General features: G+C 59.9%; 15 protein-coding genes, 1 tRNA gene and 1 other RNA gene. 9 read left to right on the forward strand and 8 right to left on the reverse strand.

The window, feature by feature from the left end:
• Positions 1-283 precede the first annotated feature (283 nt).
• Positions 284-1,048, reverse strand: a complete 765-nt coding sequence (gene surE / locus L3J03_08670; GenBank protein ID MCF6291049.1) for a 5'/3'-nucleotidase SurE — start codon at positions 1,046-1,048, stop codon at positions 284-286.
• A gap of 12 nt (positions 1,049-1,060) precedes the next feature.
• Positions 1,061-2,899 carry a M48 family metalloprotease gene (locus tag L3J03_08675; GenBank protein ID MCF6291050.1) on the reverse strand — a complete coding sequence of 613 codons (1,839 nt, stop codon included), beginning with the start codon at positions 2,897-2,899 and terminating at the stop codon, positions 1,061-1,063.
• Positions 2,900-3,340: 441 nt separating this feature from the next.
• Here L3J03_08675 and L3J03_08680 point away from each other — a divergent pair.
• The 5 genes from L3J03_08680 (at position 3,341) to ispD (ending at position 7,579) form a co-directional block, all read left to right on the forward strand.
• Positions 3,341-3,417, forward strand: a tRNA-Ile gene (locus L3J03_08680).
• 276 nt (positions 3,418-3,693) lie between these two features.
• Positions 3,694-4,518, forward strand: a complete 825-nt coding sequence (locus L3J03_08685) for a Nif3-like dinuclear metal center hexameric protein (protein MCF6291051.1) — start codon at positions 3,694-3,696, stop codon at positions 4,516-4,518.
• A 313-nt stretch (positions 4,519-4,831) separates the two neighbouring features.
• On the forward strand, positions 4,832-5,569 hold the full coding sequence (locus L3J03_08690) for a C4-type zinc ribbon domain-containing protein (protein ID MCF6291052.1): 738 nt from the start codon (positions 4,832-4,834) through the stop codon (positions 5,567-5,569).
• Positions 5,570-5,879: 310 nt separating this feature from the next.
• An RNA gene (gene rnpB, locus L3J03_08695) (RNase P RNA component class A) lies at positions 5,880-6,237 on the forward strand.
• 154 nt (positions 6,238-6,391) lie between these two features.
• Complete coding sequence (ispD, locus tag L3J03_08700; protein MCF6291053.1) at positions 6,392-7,579, forward strand: 2-C-methyl-D-erythritol 4-phosphate cytidylyltransferase; 1,188 nt, start codon at positions 6,392-6,394, stop codon at positions 7,577-7,579.
• Between the two features lie 263 nt (positions 7,580-7,842).
• Here ispD and thpR read toward each other — a convergent pair whose 3' ends face one another.
• The gene (gene thpR / locus L3J03_08705; GenBank protein ID MCF6291054.1) at positions 7,843-8,406 is read right to left on the reverse strand and encodes an RNA 2',3'-cyclic phosphodiesterase; all 564 of its coding nucleotides are present in this window, start codon (positions 8,404-8,406) and stop codon (positions 7,843-7,845) included.
• Positions 8,407-8,596: 190 nt separating this feature from the next.
• Between thpR and L3J03_08710 the strand changes: the two genes are divergently transcribed.
• The gene (locus L3J03_08710) at positions 8,597-9,292 is read left to right on the forward strand and encodes an HAD-IA family hydrolase (GenBank protein MCF6291055.1); all 696 of its coding nucleotides are present in this window, start codon (positions 8,597-8,599) and stop codon (positions 9,290-9,292) included.
• A gap of 85 nt (positions 9,293-9,377) precedes the next feature.
• Here L3J03_08710 and L3J03_08715 read toward each other — a convergent pair whose 3' ends face one another.
• The 4 genes from L3J03_08715 to L3J03_08730 all read right to left on the reverse strand — a co-directional run bounded on the left by L3J03_08715 (position 9,378) and on the right by L3J03_08730 (position 14,685).
• Entirely contained in the window at positions 9,378-10,853 is a 1,476-nt protein-coding gene (locus tag L3J03_08715) for an alpha/beta fold hydrolase (GenBank protein MCF6291056.1), read from the reverse strand.
• Between the two features lie 61 nt (positions 10,854-10,914).
• The gene (gene bioF / locus L3J03_08720) at positions 10,915-12,075 is read right to left on the reverse strand and encodes an 8-amino-7-oxononanoate synthase (protein MCF6291057.1); all 1,161 of its coding nucleotides are present in this window, start codon (positions 12,073-12,075) and stop codon (positions 10,915-10,917) included.
• A 278-nt stretch (positions 12,076-12,353) separates the two neighbouring features.
• On the reverse strand, positions 12,354-13,700 hold the full coding sequence (locus tag L3J03_08725; protein MCF6291058.1) for a poly(A) polymerase: 1,347 nt from the start codon (positions 13,698-13,700) through the stop codon (positions 12,354-12,356).
• Between the two features lie 73 nt (positions 13,701-13,773).
• Complete coding sequence (locus L3J03_08730; GenBank protein MCF6291059.1) at positions 13,774-14,685, reverse strand: nitronate monooxygenase; 912 nt, start codon at positions 14,683-14,685, stop codon at positions 13,774-13,776.
• A 424-nt stretch (positions 14,686-15,109) separates the two neighbouring features.
• Between L3J03_08730 and hisS the strand changes: the two genes are divergently transcribed.
• The 3 genes from hisS to L3J03_08745 are packed head-to-tail and all read left to right on the forward strand — an operon-like array spanning position 15,110 to position 18,965.
• Positions 15,110-16,393, forward strand: coding sequence for a histidine--tRNA ligase (hisS, locus tag L3J03_08735; protein MCF6291060.1), 1,284 nt, complete (start codon positions 15,110-15,112; stop codon positions 16,391-16,393).
• 19 nt (positions 16,394-16,412) lie between these two features.
• Positions 16,413-18,194, forward strand: coding sequence for an aspartate--tRNA ligase (aspS, locus tag L3J03_08740; GenBank protein ID MCF6291061.1), 1,782 nt, complete (start codon positions 16,413-16,415; stop codon positions 18,192-18,194).
• A 3-nt stretch (positions 18,195-18,197) separates the two neighbouring features.
• Entirely contained in the window at positions 18,198-18,965 is a 768-nt protein-coding gene (locus tag L3J03_08745) for an MBL fold metallo-hydrolase (GenBank protein MCF6291062.1), read from the forward strand.
• An 83-nt stretch (positions 18,966-19,048) separates the two neighbouring features.
• On the opposite strand, the gene L3J03_08750 is transcribed toward L3J03_08745, so the two are convergent.
• Positions 19,049-20,950 (reverse strand): SurA N-terminal domain-containing protein, encoded by a 1,902-nt coding sequence (locus L3J03_08750; GenBank protein MCF6291063.1) that lies wholly within the window; start codon positions 20,948-20,950, stop codon positions 19,049-19,051.
• Positions 20,951-21,358: the final 408 nt, after the last annotated feature.

The following is a 21,358-nucleotide window of genomic DNA, read 5'->3' on the forward strand; positions in this document are numbered from 1 at the left end:
GCCGAAGTTGTTTCAAATTCCGCTTTTGCCGTCACGGCCGCGGCTCAGGGTCCGCTACACCGTTCGGTATAAGAAAACCCCTTTCCCGGTCCAACCTCAAACGTACGGGGTTTACCGAAACCTTACCAGGAACTCTTTACAGGTCTCACCCTAACCCCTTGGTATTTCAGATGATCCCCTTTTATGAAAGTCGTTCCCAGGCGCCGGCCTTGCCATGCAGGTTAGTAGCGCATCGTTATTAACGGCCAGGGGCCGGAAGAGATGGGGCGTGTTGTTGGTCGGTTCAATCATCGTGGCAAAGAAGCTGTTGCCAGTTCTCCCGTAAGAATTCCAGGGCATCGTAATTGGTCAGGTCGAGATGAAGCGGGGTGATGGAGACCAGGCCGCTGGCCACTGCCCGGGAGTCGCTGTCCGTACCGTTGTCCCAGGAGGGGGTGCCGCCGCCGATCCAGTAATGCTGCCTCCCCCGGGGGTCCCGGGTCTCCTTGATGGCGTTGTCGTAGGCCAGGCGTCCCTGGCGGGTGAAACGGATTCCTTTGAGTTCCGCAATCGGCCGGTTGGGTGCATTAACGTTTAAGAGGGTGTCGCGGGGCAACCCCTGTTCCAGGATCAGGGCCGCGACCTTGGCACCAATCCGGGCCGCGGTTTCAAAGAGAAAGGGCTCCTCGCCGGCCAGGGAGACCGCCATCGAGGGGATGCCGAGCATGGTCCCTTCGATGGCCGCGGATACGGTGCCGGAATAGCTGATATCATCGCCCAGGTTGCCGCCCGGATTGATGCCGGAGATTACCAGGTCCGGCTTTTTTTCAAGTATCTTGTTGATGCCGATGGTGACGCAGTCGGTGGGAGTGCCGTCAACGGTATAGGTGTGGTCGTTGATTGCGGTTACCCGGAGGGGCCGGTGCATGGTCAGGGAGTGGCTGACCGCGCTGTTGTCCCGGGTCGGGGCGATGATCACCGCCTTGCCCAGTGGCTGCACGGCGGCAAACAGGGCCGCCAGGCCCGGGGAGCGCACCCCGTCGTCATTGGTAACCAGGATGAAAGGCATGGTGGTTAGGTTTCACCGGAAAGAAGGTTTTTCTTCAAAGAAATTCTTGTCATAGCTGCGGGCGGCGAACATATCCATCTGCTGCCGGTAATAGCGCCCGTTGGCAGGGTCCCGGGCAATGGCCTGTTGCTCCGCGGCCAGGGCCTCTTGCTGGAACCCGTTTGCCCATAAGGAGGTGGCCAGGGTGTCGAGGATATAGCCGGTGGCCTTGAGTTTGACCGCGCGGCGGGCCAGGACCAGGGCCCGCCGTGGATCGCGGACCCTTTTTTCATCACTCATTACCAGCAGCCAGGCCAGGTTGTTCAGCACCTCGGGGTGGAGCGGCTGCAGGGCCAGGGCCTGTTCGTAGGCCTGTTTTGCCTCGTAGTCCAGGCCGCGCGCCTGCTGCAGGTCTCCCATCAGCCGCAGCCAGATCATGTTTTTAGGCTCCTGCCTGATTTTCTGCCTGAGTACCGCCTCGACGAACTTGTTCTGGGAGGTGGTCTTTAACAGCTCCATGGGCGCGCTCTGGAGAAACCCGGCCGCACTGCCCAGCACAACCAGGTAGAGAATGAGGGCCGCGTATACCTTGCGGTCGTGGCGCTTGATCAGGCCGGGGTTTTTCCGGCATTTCTGCAGGTAGTCGACCCGCTGGCCGATGCCGAAATGGTGCCAGCTGGGCAGGTCGCGGGTATTGCCGCTCAGCCAGCCGATTTTTTCCAGGGACTGGATCAGGGGCTCGCTGTTGCCGGTGGCGGTGAACACATACAGGTCGGCCTGCCGTTCGAAGTTACGCATGAAAAAGCCGAACACATAGCGAAAATAGAGGATCATGATCACAAAGAGCGGCAGGGTGCCCCAGAAGGCGATCCCGGCCTCGGGATCACTGTGGGTGAAACTGAGGATGGAGTAAAACTGGCTGGAGCTTAACAGCAGGTAGAAGATGGGGTTGGCGATCATGCTGACGGTCAGCCCGAAGCCGAGAAAAAGGAGCAGGTAGAGATGGAGATGATATTTTTTCACATGGCCGATTTCATGGGCCATTACCGCGTCCAGCTCCTCAAGGGTCAGGGTCTGGAGCAGGGCCGGGGTGATGAGCAGATAGCGGAGCCGTTTGGAAAGACCCATTACCCCGGCGCTGATCGCCTGGCCTTCGAACAGGGGCCAGAGCAGGATGTCGGAACAGGCGAACTTCTGTTCCCGGCAGAATTTTTCTATATGGGACCGGAGCGGCCCGGCCGGCAGCGGGGTGCAGTTCCAGACCCGGCGGATCAGGGCCGGAAAGGCCAGGGCCAGTCCGACAAAGATGACCAGCAGCAGGACCGGTTCACCCCAGGGCGAGGCGGTGAACTGCTTGACCGCTGGAAAGGGCAAGAGTTGCAGCAGGTCGAAAACGAGCGAGATGATCAGCCAGGGCAGGACAAGCGGCAGGTTGGCCTTGAGGTTGGACAGGACAAAGGCGGCGGCCCGGTACTCCCGGGCAAATATCCGTTGATAACTGGCCCGGGCGACGAGCCACATGACGGCCAGATACCCGAAAAAAAGGGCCACCCCGGCCAGATCGACCAGGATGGGGAGCTGGCCGGCCAGGGGCAGTTTGCCAAAGTAAAATTTGCAGTCCAGAAGATAGACGTCAACCGCAAAAAAGAGGATCCCCAGGATGGAGTGTTTCTGTTCCGCGGCAAAGTACTGCCTGCTGGTGCGGACCCGGCCGTTCCGGTGGGTGAAACGGACCAGGAAGAAATAGAGGGCCGCCTTGGCCAGAAAGAAGAAAAACGCCTCGCCCGGGGAAAGCAGCGGGGCCTGGGGGATGCTGTTGGTCGTGAGCAGGAGGATAACGACCAGCAGGTAGAGGAGGTTGTTGTAGATCAAGGCGTAGTTCCTAAAATAAGGATAATGACCGGTGTCGTCGTTGCCAGGGGGTTGCCCGCCAAATTAACGGGAAGCCCGGAGGGTGGCGGGCAACAAGGGAGAGAGGGTGACGCCCGTCCGCGGATGCGTTCCCGGGGCACTGCCGCCTTCTTGCGGCGGCGAGCTATTACGATTTTTTATAATGGCTGGTGTCCTGCCAGGACTATATCGATTCGTTAATTCCGGGTCAAGCAAAACCAGGGGGGTGCGGACCGGGAGTTTTTTGTTGGCTCAATTTTTGTCGGTCTCGCAACAACCCGCTCGACGGACGTGATTCGTCTTGTAACTTGTTGATTTTATTGGGTGGCATTTGAAGCCTTTCGGGTTGTTACGAGTTCATCAATTTTTGTTTGTTGACAAACCGCCAGATATCGGTTTAATCTTAAAAATTAACCTGAAAGAGGGCCTATAGCTCAGTTGGCTAGAGCCACCGGCTCATAACCGGTCGGTCCCTGGTTCGAGTCCAGGTAGGCCCACCATTTTGATCTGGCGCGGAACAGGGCCGGCTATCGGCTGAGAAACAAGCAAACCCCGGTTGCCAGGTTACAGAGGGCCCGTTTGACAACCATGGAATGGATGGACGCAAATAAACGGTACCGGTTTCTCCCCTGGTTTTTTCGCCGGGAACAGCGGCCCCGGAGGTTTCTTCCTCTTGGCGGGGCGGAACCAACCAGACAGTATCTTGAGCAAAGGTGCACCCGAACAGACGGTGTGCCTTTTTTCTTTTAGCGAACACGGGTCATCAGGAAAAAAGAATGGCGCAGGCCCTGACCGTACAAGACATACTGTACTCCATCGAAGAGATTGCCCCCTCTTCCCTTGCCGAGACCTGGGACAACGTCGGCCTGCTGGTGGGCAGCCCGTCCCAGGAGGTCTCCGGCCTGCTGGTCGCCCTGGACCCCACCGAAGAGGTCCTGAACGAGGCCCTGGCCCGCGGGGCAAATACCATTATCACCCACCACCCCCTGATCTTCCACCCCCTGAAAGCAGTTGTCATTGATGAACCGGTCGGCCGTTTTTTGAAACAGGCCCTGGCCGAAAATATTGCCGTGGTCGGATGTCATACCAACCTCGACGTGATTGCCGGCGGGGTGAGCGACGCCCTGGCCGCCGCGTTGAAACTGCAAGACACCAGGCCCCTGGCGGACACGGCCGCGGATATCGGTTTCGGCCGTATCGGTACCCTGGCCGAGCCGGTGCCGGGCGAGATGCTTATAAGCCGGGTGAGCGCGGCCCTGTCACTTCCAGGGGTAAACGTGGCCGGCCCCCTGCCGGCCATGGTGGAGACGGTGGCGGTTTGCGGCGGCAGTGGCTCGGATCTGGCCGGGGCTGCCTATCGGGCCGGGGCCCAGCTTTATCTTACCGGCGAAATCAAGCACAGCACGGCCAGGTGGGCCGAGGCCAGCGGCTTTTGCTTGGTGGATGGCGGCCATTTTGCCACCGAACGGCCGGTGGTGCGGCTGCTGGCCGCCACCCTGGCGCAACTCTCCCGCAAGAAAGGGTGGAACATACCGGTGATGGCCGCGGACCGGGAACAGAACCCGTTTACATTTCATCCTGTCAAGGAAACCACGGGATGAACTTTATATAGGGCCGGCCCGCCGGGCCGACACATCTTGCAAGGAAGAAAGATTTGTCGGTCGCGCAATAAATCGCGAGACGGACGTGTGTCACGTTGTAACCTCTTGATTTCACAGGGTGGCATTTGAAGCCTTTCGGGTTGTTAGGAGTTCATCATATTTGTCGGTCTCGCAACAACCCGCTCGACGGACGTGATTCGTCTTGTAACTTGTTGATTTTATTGGGTGGCATTTGAAGCATTTTGGATTGTTACGCGTCCATCATATTTAACAGAGATCTTAATTTATAGAAAACAACGGAGGAGACAGCCAATTGAACGAGGTAATCAAAAAACTAACGGAGTTACAGGTTATTGATCTCGAGATAGCGCAACTGGACGGAAAAATGGCGGCCGCGCGGGAGGAACTGGACAGACACCGCCAGGCGTACCAGGAGCGCCAGGACTCGATGGCCGAACTGCGGGAAAAAGTCGCGGCCATTGATGTCCGTCGCCGGGACCTGGAGGCCGAGCTTGCCGATGAAACGGGACGGATCAAGGAGCGCCAGTCCAAAATGATGCAGGTCCAGACCAACCGTGAGTACCAGAGCCTGTTAAAGGAGATTGAGGACGCAAAAAGGGCGAACAAGGAGCGGGAAGAAGAGATCGTCCAGCTGATGGAGCAGAAAGAGTCCCTGGAAACGATTCTTGCCGAGCAGAGTTCCCTTTGCGAGGGTGAGGACAAGGAGATTGCCAAGGAAGAAAGGTCGGCCAAGAGACTGATCGCCAAGTTGACCTCCGCGAAGGCCGCCATTAAGAAAAAAAGAACCGCCCGGGCCAAGGGGTTCAAGGATCCGCTGCTCAAGAAATATGATATGCTTCGTTTCCGGCGCAACGGCAGGGCGGTGGTCGGGGTGACCGACGGTGTCTGCCAGGGATGCTTTATGAGTATTCCGCCCCAGCAGTACAACGAGGTGCTCAAGGGTGACAAGATGTTGTTCTGCCCGACCTGCCAGCGTATTCTCTATCATCAGCTGGAGCAGGAGGCGGAACAGAAGGCCGCGGCAAAGTGAGCAGAAACCGGAGCATTGATGAACAGCAGGGTTGCACACAGGGCGCTGGCTGAATGGTGTTTGAAATTTTAGAACTCTTTACGGGTTCATCAAGTTTGTCGGTCTCGCAACAACCCGCTCGACGGACGTGATTCGTCTTGTAACTTGTTGATTTTATTGGGTGGCATTTGAAGCCTTTCGGGTTGTTACGGGTTCATCAAGTTTGTCGGTCTCGCAACAACCCGCTCGACGGACGTGATTCGTCTTGTAACTTGTTGATTTTATTGGGTGGCATTTGAAGCCTTTCGGGTTGTTACGAGTTCATCAAGTTTGGAGCGGGTGCATGGTCGCTGGTCCGCCGCAGGCGGGCCAGAGGAAAGTCCGAACTCCGCAGGGCAGGGTGGTTCGTAACGCGAACCCCGGGCGACCGGGGGAAAGTGCCACAGAAAAGATACCGCCGCTTGTCGGTAAGGGTGAAATGGCGAGGTAAGAGCTCACCGCTTTCATGGTGACATGAAAGGCATGGTAAACCCCACCCGGAGCAAGACCAAATAGGAAAACGTCCGAGGGCTGCCCGTCCGATGTTTTCGGGTAGGTCGCTGGAGGTGCCGGGCGACCGGCATCCTAGAGAAATGATCATGGTCCGTCTGAGGCGGATACAGAATTCGGCTTATAGCCCGCTCCAATTTTTTTTACCTGGAATCGCTTGATCCAGGTTGTACGCTGTGCTGCCAAAGTCCCGCGCCGGTGGCTTTGGCAGTTTTTATTTGTCTTTGTCAAGGTGGTGCGCAACGAGACCACTGCCTGGAGGAAACGTCCGGTGATTACAGGGAGGCGAAACCCATGACCAGCATGCTCCGCACCGCGGCCATTGTGCCGGCGGCCGGCAGCGGCATCAGGATGGGGTTGCCCGGACCCAAGCAGTTTTACGACCTGGACGGGGTGCCGATTCTTGTCCATACCGTCCGGGTCCTGGCCCGGGTTGGCGGGCTGGACGGTATCGTGCTGGTGGTCCCGGCCGACCAGCTGGCCCGGACCAGGGAGATGGTGCTTGAGTATCAATTGGAGCGGGTGCTGGGGGTGGTGGCCGGCGGCCGCCGGCGCCAGGATTCGGTCAGGGCCGGCCTTGATTTTCTGCCGGACAGCGTCGAACTGGTGCTGGTCCATGACGGGGTGCGGCCCTTTGTCACCCCGGACCTGGTAGAGGAGTGTCTGCGCCAAGCCGATGTTGTTGGCGCCGCCATGGCCGCGATCCCGGTCAAGGATACCCTGAAAACAGTGGCGGATCTTCAGGTGGTGAAGACCGTGGACCGGGAGCAGCTCTGGCAGGCCCAGACCCCCCAGGCGATGCGGGTCGATCTTCTGCGCCGGGCATTGATTGTTGCCGAGGAAAAGGGGATGACCGGCACCGACGAGGCATCACTTCTGGAGGCGGTCGGCTGCCCGGTCACCGTGGTTCCGGGTTCTGAACGGAATATCAAGATCACCCGGCCGGAAGATCTCCGGCTGGCCGAGGCGATTATGCATCATGATCACCCCCGGACCGTCCCTGCCGCCATGCGGGTGGGGCACGGCTACGATGTTCATCAGCTGGTGGTGGACCGGCCCCTGGTTCTGGGCGGGGTAACCATCCCCCACTCCCTGGGCCTGGCGGGTCATTCCGATGCCGATGTCCTGACCCATGCCCTGTGCGATGCCGTCCTGGGGGCCCTGGGGGCCGGCGATCTTGGCCGGCATTTTCCGGATACCGATAAAAAATATAAGGATATCCGTAGCCTGCGCCTACTGGAACAGGTCATTGCCATGGCTGCTGACCGGGGGTATCTGCTGGCCAACGCTGATATCACCGTGGTGGCGCAACGGCCCTGCCTGGCGGAGTTTGTGCCGGAGATTGTCGTCAACCTGGCCACTGCCTGCCAAGTGGACCAGACGGCTGTCAACTGCAAGGCAACCACCACCGAGAAGCTGGGGTTTGCCGGTCGCGAGCAGGGCATAGCCGCCCACGCGGTAGTTCTTTTGAGCAAGAACTAGTACTTATTTGCAGTGTAGAAAACCATGTCCTCAGGGCGTGGTCAGAGATGTTTGTCGGTCTCGCAACAACCCGCGAGACGGACGTGTGTCATGTTGTAACTTGTTGATTTTATTGGGTGGCATTTGAAGCATTTTGGATTGTTACGCGTCCATCATGTTTGGCTTTGCCTGAAAATCGTGCTCGTGTACGTTCACGAGCACGAGCACGGTTCTCAAACCATCCCCTTCCAGGGGTTAACTCAATACCGCCACCCAGCTAGTACTTATTCTTGCCGATTCGGATCATTGCCCGGAGAAAGCGGATAGGTGGCTTCGATGCTGTGGATCGCCCCCTTTGGGGTGAGGCGGCTGCAAAAGAGGTGGAATTCGGCCACTGCAAAGGGCTTGCTGGTAAAAAGATTGTTGCCGGCCAGGAATTGGCCGATTTTGTTGGCCGGCGCGTTGTTCAGCCTGGCCAGGGTGATGTGGGGACTGTATTTGCGGCCCTCCGGCTTCAGTCCCTGGCGAACCAGGGTCGCTTGCACCTGGTTGCGCAACCGGACCAGGGCCTCATTGGCTTCAACACCTGCCCAGAGTACCCGCGGCGCTTTCCGGGGCGGAAAGTGGCCGACCCCCTTCAGCCGAAGACTGAAGCCCGGGGAGCGGACCTCGGTCAGCGCCTCCCTGATATCCTTGAAAACAGCGCCGTCCACCTCGCCGATGAAGCAAAGAGTGAGGTGGACCTGGTCGGCGGCCAGCCACCGGGCCCCGGGGATGCCGAAACCAAGATCAACAAGCTGCATCTTTATCCGGGCCGGCAGATCGATGGCTGTGAATAGTCTGGGCATTTTTTCAACCTATGCGGTTTTTGCGAACAAGCGGGACAATCATTCAGACACAACCACTCACAGGGTGGCGCGACCACCTGTTGAGTAGACTCTTTGCCCTGTGAGAGTTTACATTCAGACGGCAAAAATAACCGTTTCCCCTGGCAAAGAAAACAGGAAAAATCCGGGCCATTAAGAGGAGAGAGTTTCCGTGGGCAACGAATCAGATGCTGGAGGTGCTCCGCTGGCCTGGCAGATGGACTGGCAGGCGGTGGACACCGTGCTCCTGGATATGGACGGCACCCTGCTCGACAAGCATTTTGACGATTATTTCTGGGAACATTATCTGCCCGGGGTCTATGGGGCCAGGCATGGGCTGGGCCTGGCCGCGGCCAGGGAGCAGCTCCTGGCCGGCTACAAGAAGATCGAGGGCACCCTGGAGTGGACCGATCTGGACTACTGGTCCCGGCAACTGGGCCTTGATATCCCGGCCCTGAAGATGAAGATCGATCACCTGATCGATGTCCACCCCTATGTGATCGATTTTCTCAAGTACTGCCGGGGGCTCGGCAAAAAGGTGTACCTGGTCACCAACGCCCACTCCAAGACCCTGGAGATCAAGATGGGCAAAACCGCGCTGGGCGACTATTTTGACCGGATCATCTGTGCCGGGGAAGTAGGGATGGCCAAGGAGGATCCGCTCTTCTGGGAGCGGTTGGAGCGGATGCTCGGTTTTGACCGGCAGCGGACCATGCTCGCCGATGATACCGAACAGGTACTGCTCTCCGCCCGCCAGTACGGGATGGGGGTGCTGATTTTTGTGGCCCGGCCCAGCAGCCAAAGCCCCATCGTCTTTTCCTCGCTTTTTCCTTCTATCGTCTACTTCAAGGAATTGATCCTCCCATAAACGGGTAAGGGTAAGGTGCCCTGTCCACTGTCCGCGCTCGTCCGGCAACGGACGTTAACCGATCGCCCGAGGGCGGCCTCCCCCTTTATTCGTAACCGTTACGGGCCGTAATAATAAAAACCTGGTAGCTGGCCCGGCAGCCGCCGTATCTGTTCTGAAACCAGTCATCGAGCCGGTCCAGCCGGGTCCGGGTGAAAACCGGGGTCCGTCTCCGCCGCCAGCCGCTGGTGCCGGTCTTTTTGATATGGGTCAGCAGGTCCCGGACCGATGGATACGGTTTGCAGATCAACTCCTCGGTGATGTTCACGGAAACCAGGTGGTTGTCAAATATCCGTTTCAGTTGTTTCCCGTCCGGAAAGGAGCTGGCCGCGGTGGCGATTTTTTCGCCCAGCACCTGGCTGGCCCCCTGTCCCAGTTCTTCCAGGGTCCGGGGCCCGAAAAGCACGCCCGCGAAGCGGCCGTCCGGGGTCAGCAGGCGGTGGATATTGGCCACTGCCTGTTCAAGATCGCCAAACCACTGCATGGAGCCGTTGGCAGTGATCAGTTGAAATTTTTCGTGCTTTTCGGCCTGGGCAAGGAACCGTTCCCCGTCGGTACAGTAAAAATCAGTGTTGGCAAAACCGGCCAGTTTATGGCGGGCCGCGGCAACCATTTCCGCGGAAAAATCAAGGGCCAGGATCCGGGCCCCGGGAAAGCGGGCGGCCAGCTCCAGGGTATAGTTGCCAGTACCGCAGCCAAGCTCGAGAATTTTTTTGATCGACCCGGTTCCGGCCTGTTCGGCAACGGCCCTTGCCAGGGTCCGGGCCGTTTCCAACTGGACCTCGGCCTGCTCGTCATAGGTAGACGCGGCCCGGGAGAATTTTTGCCGGATAGTGTCCTTTTTTACGGCGCGGTTGAGTGAACATTCCGGTGCCAGAAAGGGAAGATGGCCGGAGTTATTGACAATTTCCACGCCAGCGCCAGCCGGATCGACCATTTCCGTTACCGGGGCGATGATATCCTTGCGGCCATGGATGATCCGGACGGCAACCCCGGCCGGGGGACGGCTGTCGGCCCCGGCCAGGTAGTCAAGGCCGCGATGGAGCAGGTCCAGGGTATGGGCGCTGATATTCTTTTCATATTCCGGCTGCAGGGTGGCCACAAATTCCCGGGCCGCGGCCCGGTGGCCGAGAAAACATTTCCGGTAAAAGTCAATAAGAAAATCCCTGGGGTCCCGGTCCAGGTCCTGGTGGAGTCGGCGGATTTCCGCCGCCGGCCAGCGGCGCCGAAGCGATATCAGGGTCAGGCTCCGTACCAGGGCCGGATGGGCCCGGGCAAAATCAAGGGCCAACAGACCGCCCATGGACCAGCCCACCAGATCGATTCCCCCTAGCTGCTCCTGTTGGACAAGGGCGGCAAGATCGTTGACCAGGGTCGCGGGGTCGAGCAGGGAGTCCGGGTAGATCCAGCAGGGCGGCGGGACTATCAACCGGCTGATTTGCCCGTCAAATCCCCAGCCCGGCAGGAACACGGTATCAGCCCCGGGAGATGTATGAAAGGTGTGGCGCATGGGGGAGAACATAAGGGTTGATGGGGTGTGGCGCAAGGAGAAAGCAATCAGCGCGTCGCTGCGCTGGCAGGAGTCAGAGCAGCTCCAGGAGGTGTTCGGCCGCCTCCCGGAGGTCTTCCGTCCGGTGGTGGCGGGTGATGGAAAAGCGCAGCCGGGCGGTTCCCTCGGGCACGGTGGGCGGCCGCACCGCAGTGGCATAGATGCCCTTTTCGCGCAGTTGCCCGGCCATGGCCATGGCCTTGTTGCCGCTGCCGATCGGAATCGGCACGATCTGCGATGGGCCGAGATCCATGTTCAGTCCCCCTGCCTTGAGCAGCTCCTTGAACAGGTCCGCCTTGTCGTGCAGTTCCCGGCCCAGGCCCGGTTCTTCCCTGATAAGGGTGATCGCGGCCAGCGAGGCGCCGACCACTGCCGGCGGCAGGGCGGTGGAGTAAATAAAGCTCCGGGCCCGGTTGACCAGAAAGGAGATCATCTCCTGGCCGGCGGCCACATAGGCGCCATAGCTTCCCAGGGCCTTGCCAAAGGTTCCCATGGCAATGTCCACTGCCGCGCCGACCCCGTCTTCCTCGATAACCCCGCTGCCGGTGGGGCCGAATAATCCGGTGGCGTGGGCCTCGTCCACCATCAGCAGACAGTCGTATCGGTTGCGCAAACTCGCCATTGCCGGGAGCGGACAGCGATCGCCGTCCATGCTGTAGATCGACTCCACCACCAGCAGGGCCCGGCGGAAACGGCCCCGTTTTTTTTTGAGCAGGGTTTCCAGGTGGTCGGCATCGTTATGGCGAAAGCGGATGATGGCGGCCCCGGAGAGCCGGCAGCCGTCATAGATGCTGGCATGGTTGAGCCGGTCGCTAAACACGGCGTCGCCCCGGCCGGTCAGGGCCGGAATCACCCCGATATTGGCAAGATAGCCGCTGCCAAAGAGGAGCGCCGCCCCGGTGCGCTTGAACCGGGCCATTTCCTTTTCCAGTTGGTGGTGAAGTTCCAGGGAGCCGCTCATCAACCGGGCCGCGCCAGCGCCGGCGCCCAGCTCTTCGAGCCACCTCCGGCCGGCGTCAATCACCAGCGGGTGTTCGCTCAAGGCCAGATAATCGTTGGAAGAAAAATCGATCAGTTCCTTGTTGTTATCTCCGTCCGCCAGCCGCAGCCGGCCATGACCCAGGCGGCGCAGCGGGGTCAGCTCCCGGAGCAGTCCGGCCTGGTAACGTTGTTTGAGATAATCGGTTAGGTTCATAATACGCCCCACCCGTCATGGTGGCGATAACATCGGAAGTCGATCGGGAGATGTTTTTTTGATGGTCCGGCAGGTAACCGAACCAGGTGAGACTCCGAACAGTCTTAATTCACCGCTTTCTCTGCGCCCCCTGCGTACTCAGCGGTAAAAATTTTGTTTTTACGAAGCCGTCATTTTTTGTCGGTCTCGCAACAACCCGCTCGACGGACGTGATTCGTCTTGTAACTTGTTGATTTTATTGGGTGGCATTTGAAGCCTTTCGGGTTGTTACGAGTTCATCATTTTTTAGGGGTTTTGCCTTTCTTAAGGCCGAAGATTCCACCCCGCTTGCTGCTGAAGGCAAAGCCCGGGCCGCCCCGTTTCCCCCGGCGCGCGCTCCGCTTCCGGGTTGGCGGTTTCTTTGCTGCTGGCGGCGCCGGCAGGGTGGCTGGCGCGTCTGTTTCCACAACCCCGTTGCCGCGGGCCTCGTCCACAAGCTGAAACAGGAAGATGCATTCCTTGAAATAACTCTTGCGCTGCAGCCATTTCGGCTGGTTTTCCCGGGGCTGGCCGGTAAAGAGCGGCAGGTGGGCGAGAAGCTGGGTTATCCGCTCCTTTATCGCGCGGCTGATACTCAGGTGGGCCAGGTTTTCGTCCAGCCGGCTCCGGATCATCCGGGACAGGGCATGGATCTGAGCCCCCTTGACCGTGACGGTCAAGAGATCGAACTCCGAGTCAGCCCAGGGGATGAACATGGTTGCCAGTAATAAATGATCGGCCAGCGGCCGGTCCTGCCGGGCGTGGACCCGGTCGATCACCCCGAGCAGGTTGCCGAGCAGGTCGCGGTGGCGGCCCGCCTCCGCATCGGTGGTGAGACAGGGTTCAAAAAAAGGCAGGATCCGGAAAAGCAGGCCGCTGTCCATGGCCAGTTTGCCCCAGGGCCTGAGCAGGTTGCCGTGCAGGTCCTTGAGCAGCTCGTCGCGAATCCGGGAGACCGGGCAGAGGTTCAGTTTGTCCCGGTGGCGCTTGATGGCTTCCCAGGTGTTTTCCTCCACCTGGAACCCGTTTCGGGCCGCATGGCGGATCACCCGCATCATCCGGACCGGGTCCCGGCTAAGACGGCGGTCCGGGTCGCCCACGGTCCGGATGATGCCGCGATTGAGATCCTCAACCCCGCCGATATAGTCGATGATGGTGGAATTTTCGATTTCGTAGAACAGGGCGTTGATGGTCAGGTCCCGGCGCCGGGCATCTTCCGCCGGGCTGCCGAAGGTGTTGTTGGCGGCCAGGATCTCATCGCTGCCGTTGCCGGTCACGTCGTACTCGCTCCTCCGGCGGAAGGTGGACACCTCGATGATCTTGTTGCCATGAAAAAATATCTGCACCAGCCGGAACCGCCGGCCGATCAGCCGGCTGTTCCGGAACAGCTTGCGAAGCTGACCCGGCCGGGCATCGGTACTGATATCAAAGTCCTTGGGTTTCTTGCCCAGGTAGAGGTCCCGGACCCCGCCGCCGACCAGGTAGGCAATATGACCGGCATCCCGCAGCCGGTAAAGGACCTTAAGGGCCTCCCGGTCGATATTTTTCCGGGAAATGGGGTGCTCGGACCGGGGAATTATTCGGGGTGCAGGGTCTTCAGCCGGCATGGTTCCCTTTGTGGAGGCCTCATCAGGTGGAGATAGCATGGTCATGGCGAAGCGCGCTGGCGGCGCTATAAGTTCAGGAAGCGGCCGGTTCCAGATAAACCGACTCGGCCTGGGAGACGAACTGATCAAACACCTCCCGTACCGTAAGGATCTCTTTCATTTTGTAGACGTTTTCACCGGAAAAAACCAACCCCTCCTCGATGTCGCCGTCATGGGCCTTGACCAGCCGGTCGGAAATGCAGAAATAGTGGTCGCACTTTTTCAAACATTTGTATTGGCAATCCCTGGTCTTCAGGTCCTCGCCGTTGAGCAGTTTTTCGGCAAAAGGGGTCTTAATGGCCCGGCCGGGCATGCCCACCGGCGAATGGATCAGGACCACGTCTTCTTTTTTGGCGTTGAGATAGGCCTGCTTAAAGGAGTCGGCCACCGAGCACTCCCTGGTCAGCACGAAACGGGTGGCGATCTGAACGCCGTCCGCCCCGTATTTATCCATCATCTCCGCCATCTCATAGCCATTGGTTATCCCGCCGGCGGCAATGAGCGGCACCTTGGAAACCACCTTGCGGATGGAGGGGAACAGGTCGCGCAGGGCCACGTCGGTCCCCAGGTGGCCGCCGGCCTCCTTGGCCTCGACAATGATCGCCGCGGCGCCCAGTTTTTCGGCGAGCCTGGCAAAGGCCGGCGAGGAAACGATGGAAACGATCGGGGTGTTGGTCTGCCGGCCGATCTTGAAGATGTCCCGGGAAAACCCGGCCCCGGTGATGATCATGTCAACCCCGGCCTCAATGGACGCCATGACCAGGTTATAGAAATTCTTCATGGCGTACATGATATTAACGGCAATAATCCCACTGGTCAGGGATTTTGCCTTGCGGATATCAGCCTGGAGCTCCTCGGTGGGGATGGACGAGCCACCGATGGTGCCGATGCCCCCGCAGTCCGCCACCGGAACGGCCAGGGCGGATGTAGAGACTCGGATTGACATTCCGCCCTGAATGATGGGAACAGCCGCCGTGTGGGGGCCGATTGTCAGAGGGGGCAGTTTCATCTTAAGTATTTCTCCGTAAGTAAGTAATATTTGGTTCCGACGAATATGCCCGGCTTGAAATGGTTTGTCAAGCTAAGCTTGTGCGGACAGGCCCTTCTTTTCTGCCATGCCGGCTTGACTTTTTCGGTGAATCAGGGGTAAACTTGCTTGTTTCTCTTCAAGCCCCGCAGGTATGATTTCCGCTTGCGGGCGATTTTTTTTGGACAACCTGATTAACTGTGATGAACTCGTAACAACTAGCGGGATGGCTAAGTAAGAATTTCGATATACAAGGTATGCCGAGCGAACAAAAATGCGCTACGATGCGGTAGATCGGAATTCTTACGACGCCATCAACTGTGGATAAAGCGTTAAGGAGTGGATGGTGACCATAAAGGCCCTGAAAGGGTTCAAGGATATCCTGCCCGATGAGGTGCATGTCTGGCAGTGGATCGAGGCAACTGCCCGGGATGTTTTTCACCGTTTCGGGTTTGCCGAGATCAAGGTGCCGATTCTTGAGAAGACCGATCTCTTCGTACGTTCCATTGGCGCGGCCACTGATATCGTTGAAAAGGAGATGTATACCTTTCAGGACCGCAACTCCGCCTCGGTAACCATGCGGCCGGAGGGAACGGCCCCGGTATTGCGGGCCTTTATCGAAAACGGGCTCCATGTTCGCCAACCGGTCAACCGGCTCTATACCATCGGCCCGATGTTCCGGCACGAACGGCCCCAGAAGGGACGCCTCCGCCAGTTTCACCAGCTGAGCGTTGAGGTGCTGGGCTCGAATCAGCCCCGGGTCGATGCCGAGTTGATGGCCATGGCCTGGCTGCTTTTGCAGGAGCTGGGGCTTTCGGCCGGCCTGCAGATCAACTCCCTGGGCTGCCGGGATTGCCGGCCGGCCTTTAAGCGGGCCCTGGAGGAGTTCCTCGCCCGGCTGAGCGGCAGCCTCTGCGATGACTGCCAGCGCCGCCGGAAAACCAACCCCCTGCGGGTGCTGGACTGTAAAAGCGCCCTTTGCCAGGAACACTACCGGTCAGCGCCCTCCATCCTCGACCATCTCTGCCAGGAATGCGATGACCATTTCCAGGCCACCGGGCAGGGGTTGCGGGATCTTGATATTCCCTTTGAGGTCAACTCGTTCATGGTCCGCGGCCTTGATTATTATACCCGCACCACCTTTGAACTGCTCACCGATAAACTGGGGGCCCAGGCCGCGGTGGGCGCCGGCGGCCGCTACGACGGCCTGGTCAGCCAGTTGGGCGGGCCTGCCCTGCCGGGAATCGGATTCGGGATGGGCGTGGAGCGGCTGGTGCTCCTGGCCGGCCGGCAGAACCGGGCGCTTGCGGCCAACATTCCTGATCTCTATCTGGTCGCCCTGGGCGAGGCGGCCGCGGCCCGTGGATTCGTTCTGGTGAACACCCTGCGGGCCGTTGGGCTGCGGGTGGCCATGGACCATGAGGGCCGCAGCCTGAAGAGCCAGATGAAACAGGCGGACAAACAGGGGGCCAGGTACGCCCTTATCCTGGGTGATAACGAACTTGCGGCCGGGACCGCCCCCTTGAAGAACCTGGCCCGCAGCGAACAGGAAACAATAACCCTGCCCGGCAACGAGTTGCAGGGGTGGTGCGCTGCCCTGGCTGATAGACTTATAATTAAAGGATAAAGGAAAGGAGCACGATCTAATGGAAAGCATGGATGGACTCAAACGGAGTCATTCCTGCAACGAACTGGGGCCGGACCATGTCGGCCAGCAGGTAACCCTGATGGGCTGGGTGCTGCGGCGGCGGGACCACGGCGGCGTTATCTTCATTGATTTACGGGACCGCTGGGGGATTACCCAGGTGGTCTTCAACCCGGAGGACAACCAGGAGGTGCATGCCAGGGCCCATCAACTGCGCAGCGAGTGGGTGCTGGCGGTGCGGGGCAAGGTGGTCAAACGGCCCGGAGAGATGGAGAACCCCAACCTGGCCACCGGCGCCATTGAGGTGCTGGTGGATGAGTTGCGCGTTTTGAACAGCAGCCTGACCCCGCCGTTTCCCCTGGACGAGGAGGGCGCGGTTTCCGAGAACCTGCGGCTCAAGTACCGGTACCTGGACCTGCGGCGGCCGGCAATGGCCGCCAACCTCCAGCTCCGGCACCAGGCGTGCCGGGCGATCCGTACCTATCTCGACAACCTGGATTTTCTCGAAATCGAGACCCCGATGCTGACCAGGTCCACCCCGGAAGGGGCGCGGGACTACCTGGTTCCCAGCCGGGTCAATCCGGGCAAGTTCTACGCCCTGCCCCAGTCGCCCCAGCTTTTCAAGCAGCTGTTGATGATGTCCGGCATGGATCGCTACTACCAGCTGGTCCGCTGTTTCCGGGACGAAGACCTCAGGGCCGACCGCCAGCCGGAATTCACCCAGGTGGATATGGAGCTTTCCTTTGTCGAGGAGGAGGATATCTACTCCATTGTCGAGGGGATGATGGTCGCGCTTTTCCAGGCCACCGCCGGGGTCAGCCCGGTCCTGCCCTTTCCGCGGATGGATTATGACGAGGCCATGGCCCGGTTCGGCACTGACCGGCCGGATATCCGTTTCGGCCTGGAACTGGTCTCCCTGACCGAGGTGGTCAAAGACTGCGGCTTCAAGGTCTTCCGGCAGGTGGTGGAAAAGGGCGGCCTGGTCAAGGGCATCAATGCCAGGGGCTGTGCCGCCTTTTCCCGCAAGGAGTTGGACGGTCTCACTGCCTATGTCGGTCAGTTCGGGGCCAGGGGGCTGGCCTGGGTCAAGGTCAGGGAGGATGGCGAATGGCAGTCGCCGATTGCTAAGTTCTTTACCGGCCAGGAGCGGGCCGACATGGCCCAAACCCTTGGGGCCGGGCCCGGCGACCTCCTCTTCTTTGTCGCCGACCAGCCGGTGGTGGTCCACCAGGCCCTGTCCGAGTTGCGGCTGGAGCTTGCCCGCCGTCTCGAGCTTGTCGCGGACCAGACCTTCAGCTTTGTCTGGGTCACCGGTTTCCCGCTGCTGGAGTATGACCATGAGAAAAAGCGCCATACCGCGGTGCATCATCCCTTTACCGCGCCCCGGGATGAGGATCTGGCTTTATTGAAAACCGATCCCGGCAAGGTCATGAGCCGGGCCTACGACCTGGTGCTGAACGGCATTGAGATCGGCGGCGGCTCCATCCGGATCCATCGCAAGGATATCCAGGACCAGGTCCTGGCCGCCCTGGGCATCAATGCCCAGGAGGCAACGGACAAGTTCGGCTTCCTGCTCCAGGCCCTGGAATACGGGGCCCCGCCCCACGGCGGCATCGCCTTTGGCCTGGACCGGCTGCTGATGGTTCTGGCCGGCCGGGAGACCATCCGCGACGTCATTGCCTTTCCCAAGACCCAGAAGGCCACCTGTCCGCTCACCGAGGCGCCCTCCGGGGTGGCCCGCAAGCAGCTCACCGAACTCTATCTCCGGCCTGACTGGAAATAGGCGATGGAGGTCTTTTTCCTGGGGGTCGGCGAGGCCTGTGACCCGGACCGCGGCAACACCGCGATTGTGGTGCGGGCCGGAACCGGGCCGGAAAGACGCCAGGTATTGCTCGACTGCGGCTTTACCGCGGCCCACGCCTATTTTGGTCGTTTTTCCGCACCGGAGCTGGACGGGCTGTGGATCTCCCACTTTCACGGGGACCATTTTTTCGGGGTGCCGCTGTTGCTGTTGCGTCTTCGGGAAGAAGGCCGTACCCGGCCCCTGGTGATCCTCGGCCCGCCCGGCGGCCGGGAACGGATCATCGCGGCCATGGAGTTGGCCTACCCCTCTTTTGGCGCTGGTTTTGCTTTTCCGGTGGAATATAATGAGATGGAGGGTGGCGCAACAGTGACCGCGGCCGGGTTCGCCTGGCAGGCGGCCCGGAGCGACCACTCGGACTCCGCGCCCGGCCTGGCGGTGCGGCTGGAAGGTTCTGGCAAAAGCCTGTTCTACAGCGGTGACGGCCGGCCCACCGCAGAGACGCAGCGGCTGGCGTCCGGCTGCGACCTGGTGATCCATGAGTCCTTCAGGTTCCAGGGCGATACCCCGGGACACGGTTCAGTGGCCGGCTCACTGGAGTTTGCCCGCCAGGCAAGGGCGGCCCGGCTGGCCCTGGTCCATATCCAGCGGGAGGAGCGGCAGCGATACTCCCGCGAGCTTGCCAACATGGCGGCGGAGATCAACGATCTCGAACTGCTGGTCCCGGAGCCAGGCCAGAAAATTATCCTTTAAGCCAGTTGCCTTGTTATCCTTTTCTGTCCCCTGTCCCCTGTCCCCTGTCCCCTGTCCCCTGACTCCTGACTCCTGTCCCCTGACTATAGATACTCCCGCTTGACCTCGATCTCGGCCCGGCTCCTGAGCCGGTTCAGCCAGGCGGTCATCAGCGCCAGCCGTTTTTCCTTCTCCAGCCGGGCCTTGATCCCGGCCCGCTGTTCGGCAAACAGCTCTTCGGCCGGCGCTTTTTTTGCCTGCAGGCGGAAGACATAGAGGGTGGAGCCCTGCTCGACAATTTTTTCCGGGAAGGGCCGGTCCTCGGTCAGGGCGAATCCCTGCTCAATAATGGCGCCGGGCAGCATTGCCTTGCGGAAGGCGGCGTTGTTGGCCCGGGAGAAAAAGCCGGTCTGTTCAAGCGAGCCCCCGGCGGCCTTTACCGCGGCCGGCCAGTCATCCCCGTTTTTACCGGCCCTCAGCAGTTCCTCGGCCGCCTTCCGGGCCAGGGATTCGGCCCGGGCCGTGGTTGCCGCAACCCGGACCTGTTCCCGGACCTGTCCCAGGGGCTGGATCTCCGGGGCCTTGCGGTCCTCGGCAAAGATGATCGCATAGCCCTGGTCCAGGGTAACCAGGGAACTTAACTCGCCCTTTTTCAGGCCAAAGGCGGCCCGGATAAAGGCCGGGTCCCGGGGAACCGGGCCGGCCGGCGGCGCGCCCCTGGCAAAAAAGCCGGTCCGTTCCACCGTGGCCTCGCCGGTTGCGCCGTACTTGGCCAGGCTGCCGGCCATGATGATTTTTTCATAGGCCTGGTTGGCCGCGGCAAGGGCCAGGTTCCGGGCCCGGGTTTGTTTAAGTCCCGCGATGATCTCCGGCCGGGCCTCATCCAGGGAGATCACCCGGGCCGGGACGATGGACTCGAGCTTGATGATATGGAGCCCGAAAGAGGTGCGCACCGGCCGGCTTACTCCGCCTTCCGCCAGGGCGAAAAGTGCCGTATCAAAGGCAGGCACCGTATCCCCGCGACCAACCTGGCCGATATAACCGCCCTTGGGACCGCTGGGGCCTTCGGAATACTTTCTGGCCAGCTCGGCAAAGTCGGCGCCCGCCCTGGCCCGGGCCAGGATCTCTTCCGCCTCCTGCTGGCGGCGGCGCACCTGCTCTTCCGGGGCGTTGTTGTCCAGCTTTAAGAGGATATGCCGGGCCGTGCGCAGTTCCGGGGTGCTGAAGCGTTCGCGGTTGTTGCGGTAATAGGCCCGGATCTCCTTGTCGCTGGGCCGGGCCGTATCCAGAAAGTCTTTCAATGAATAGGCCAGGTACTGGAGCCGGACCTGGGGCTCGGTCTTGTAGTTTTCCTTGTTTTCCTGATAATAGCTCTCCAGGTCCTGGTCGGAGAGCTTTATCCTGGCGGTGAAATCGGCCGGCTGGAACCGGACGTATTCCAGGTTGATCTCTTCATTTTCATGGATGAAGCGCTCCTTGATCTCGGCCGGGGTCACCTTGGTGAGCCGGGCCAGGGCCTGGAGCAGTTTGCCGGAGAGCAGGTCGGTTCGCACCGAGCTTTCAAACCCGGCCGGGGTCATCCGCGACCCGGCCAGCACCTTTTTGTACTGGTTCATGTCAAAGGCGCCGTTGCTGCGAAAGGCCTCCAGCTTTTCTATGGACTGTTTCACCTCCTCCTTGCTGACCAGGAGTCCCATCTCCCTGGCGCCCTGACGCAGCAGCAGGTTCTGGATCAACTGCTCCAGGGCCTGCTCCTTGATGCCCAGGGAGTTAACCAGGTCATCGGGCAGGTTATCACCCAGCTGTTGCCGGTAGGCGGTGATCATCCGGTCAAGGGCCTGACGATATTCCTGAACGGTAATCGCCTGGTCATTGACCTGGGCGATCTCGTTGCTCGAACCCCGCTGGCTGCTGCCCACCCCCCAGAAGACAAAGACCAGGGCGATAATAACCACCGTGATCTGAATAATCGGTGACTGCGCCTTTCTGCGCATCAGGTCCAACATGCTCTTTCTTCTCCTTGATATACGTCCGGGAAGCGGTCCGGATAAGGTCCGGCACTGCTTCGGGATGATTATAATTGCCCTGTCCACCACAGGATCACTGCGTAAACACACAGATTACCCCAAATAATTCGTCCATTGCCAGTGATTATTTGCCATCCCCATAAAAAGTTGGCGCCGGACAACAGTGGAGAGAGTAAATAGTAACCGTTCACCAGGGGCTACAAATTTACGGAAACCACCGGCCGGTAAGCGTTTACCAGTGCCACGGATTCGTGCAAGCGTAAGGTTTCGGTAAACCCCGTACGTTTGAGGTTGGACCGGGAAAGGGGTTTTCTTATAGCGAACGGTGTAGCGGACCCTGAGCCGCAGCCGTGACGGCAAAAGCGGAAATTGAAACAACTTCGGCAG

This window comes from Desulfobacterales bacterium (genome assembly GCA_021647905.1).
In the GTDB taxonomy this organism is placed as follows: domain Bacteria; phylum Desulfobacterota; class Desulfobulbia; order Desulfobulbales; family BM004; genus JAKITW01.

Excerpts from the sequence above, each read along its gene's own strand:
- L3J03_08715 (MCF6291056.1), bottom strand. The coding sequence starts at position 10,853 with ATGTTCTCCCCCATGCGCCACACCTTTCATACATCTCCCGGGGCTGAT.
- L3J03_08725 (MCF6291058.1), bottom strand. The coding sequence starts at position 13,700 with ATGCCGGCTGAAGACCCTGCACCCCGAATAATTCCCCGGTCCGAGCAC.
- L3J03_08750 (MCF6291063.1), bottom strand. The coding sequence starts at position 20,950 with ATGTTGGACCTGATGCGCAGAAAGGCGCAGTCACCGATTATTCAGATC.
- surE (MCF6291049.1), bottom strand. The coding sequence starts at position 1,048 with ATGCCTTTCATCCTGGTTACCAATGACGACGGGGTGCGCTCCCCGGGC.
- ispD (MCF6291053.1), top strand. The coding sequence starts at position 6,392 with ATGACCAGCATGCTCCGCACCGCGGCCATTGTGCCGGCGGCCGGCAGC.
- L3J03_08685 (MCF6291051.1), top strand. The coding sequence starts at position 3,694 with ATGGCGCAGGCCCTGACCGTACAAGACATACTGTACTCCATCGAAGAG.
- L3J03_08745 (MCF6291062.1), top strand. The coding sequence starts at position 18,198 with ATGGAGGTCTTTTTCCTGGGGGTCGGCGAGGCCTGTGACCCGGACCGC.
- hisS (MCF6291060.1), top strand. The coding sequence starts at position 15,110 with ATGGTGACCATAAAGGCCCTGAAAGGGTTCAAGGATATCCTGCCCGAT.
- bioF (MCF6291057.1), bottom strand. The coding sequence starts at position 12,075 with ATGAACCTAACCGATTATCTCAAACAACGTTACCAGGCCGGACTGCTC.
- aspS (MCF6291061.1), top strand. The coding sequence starts at position 16,413 with ATGGAAAGCATGGATGGACTCAAACGGAGTCATTCCTGCAACGAACTG.
- thpR (MCF6291054.1), bottom strand. The coding sequence starts at position 8,406 with ATGCCCAGACTATTCACAGCCATCGATCTGCCGGCCCGGATAAAGATG.
- L3J03_08730 (MCF6291059.1), bottom strand. The coding sequence starts at position 14,685 with ATGTCAATCCGAGTCTCTACATCCGCCCTGGCCGTTCCGGTGGCGGAC.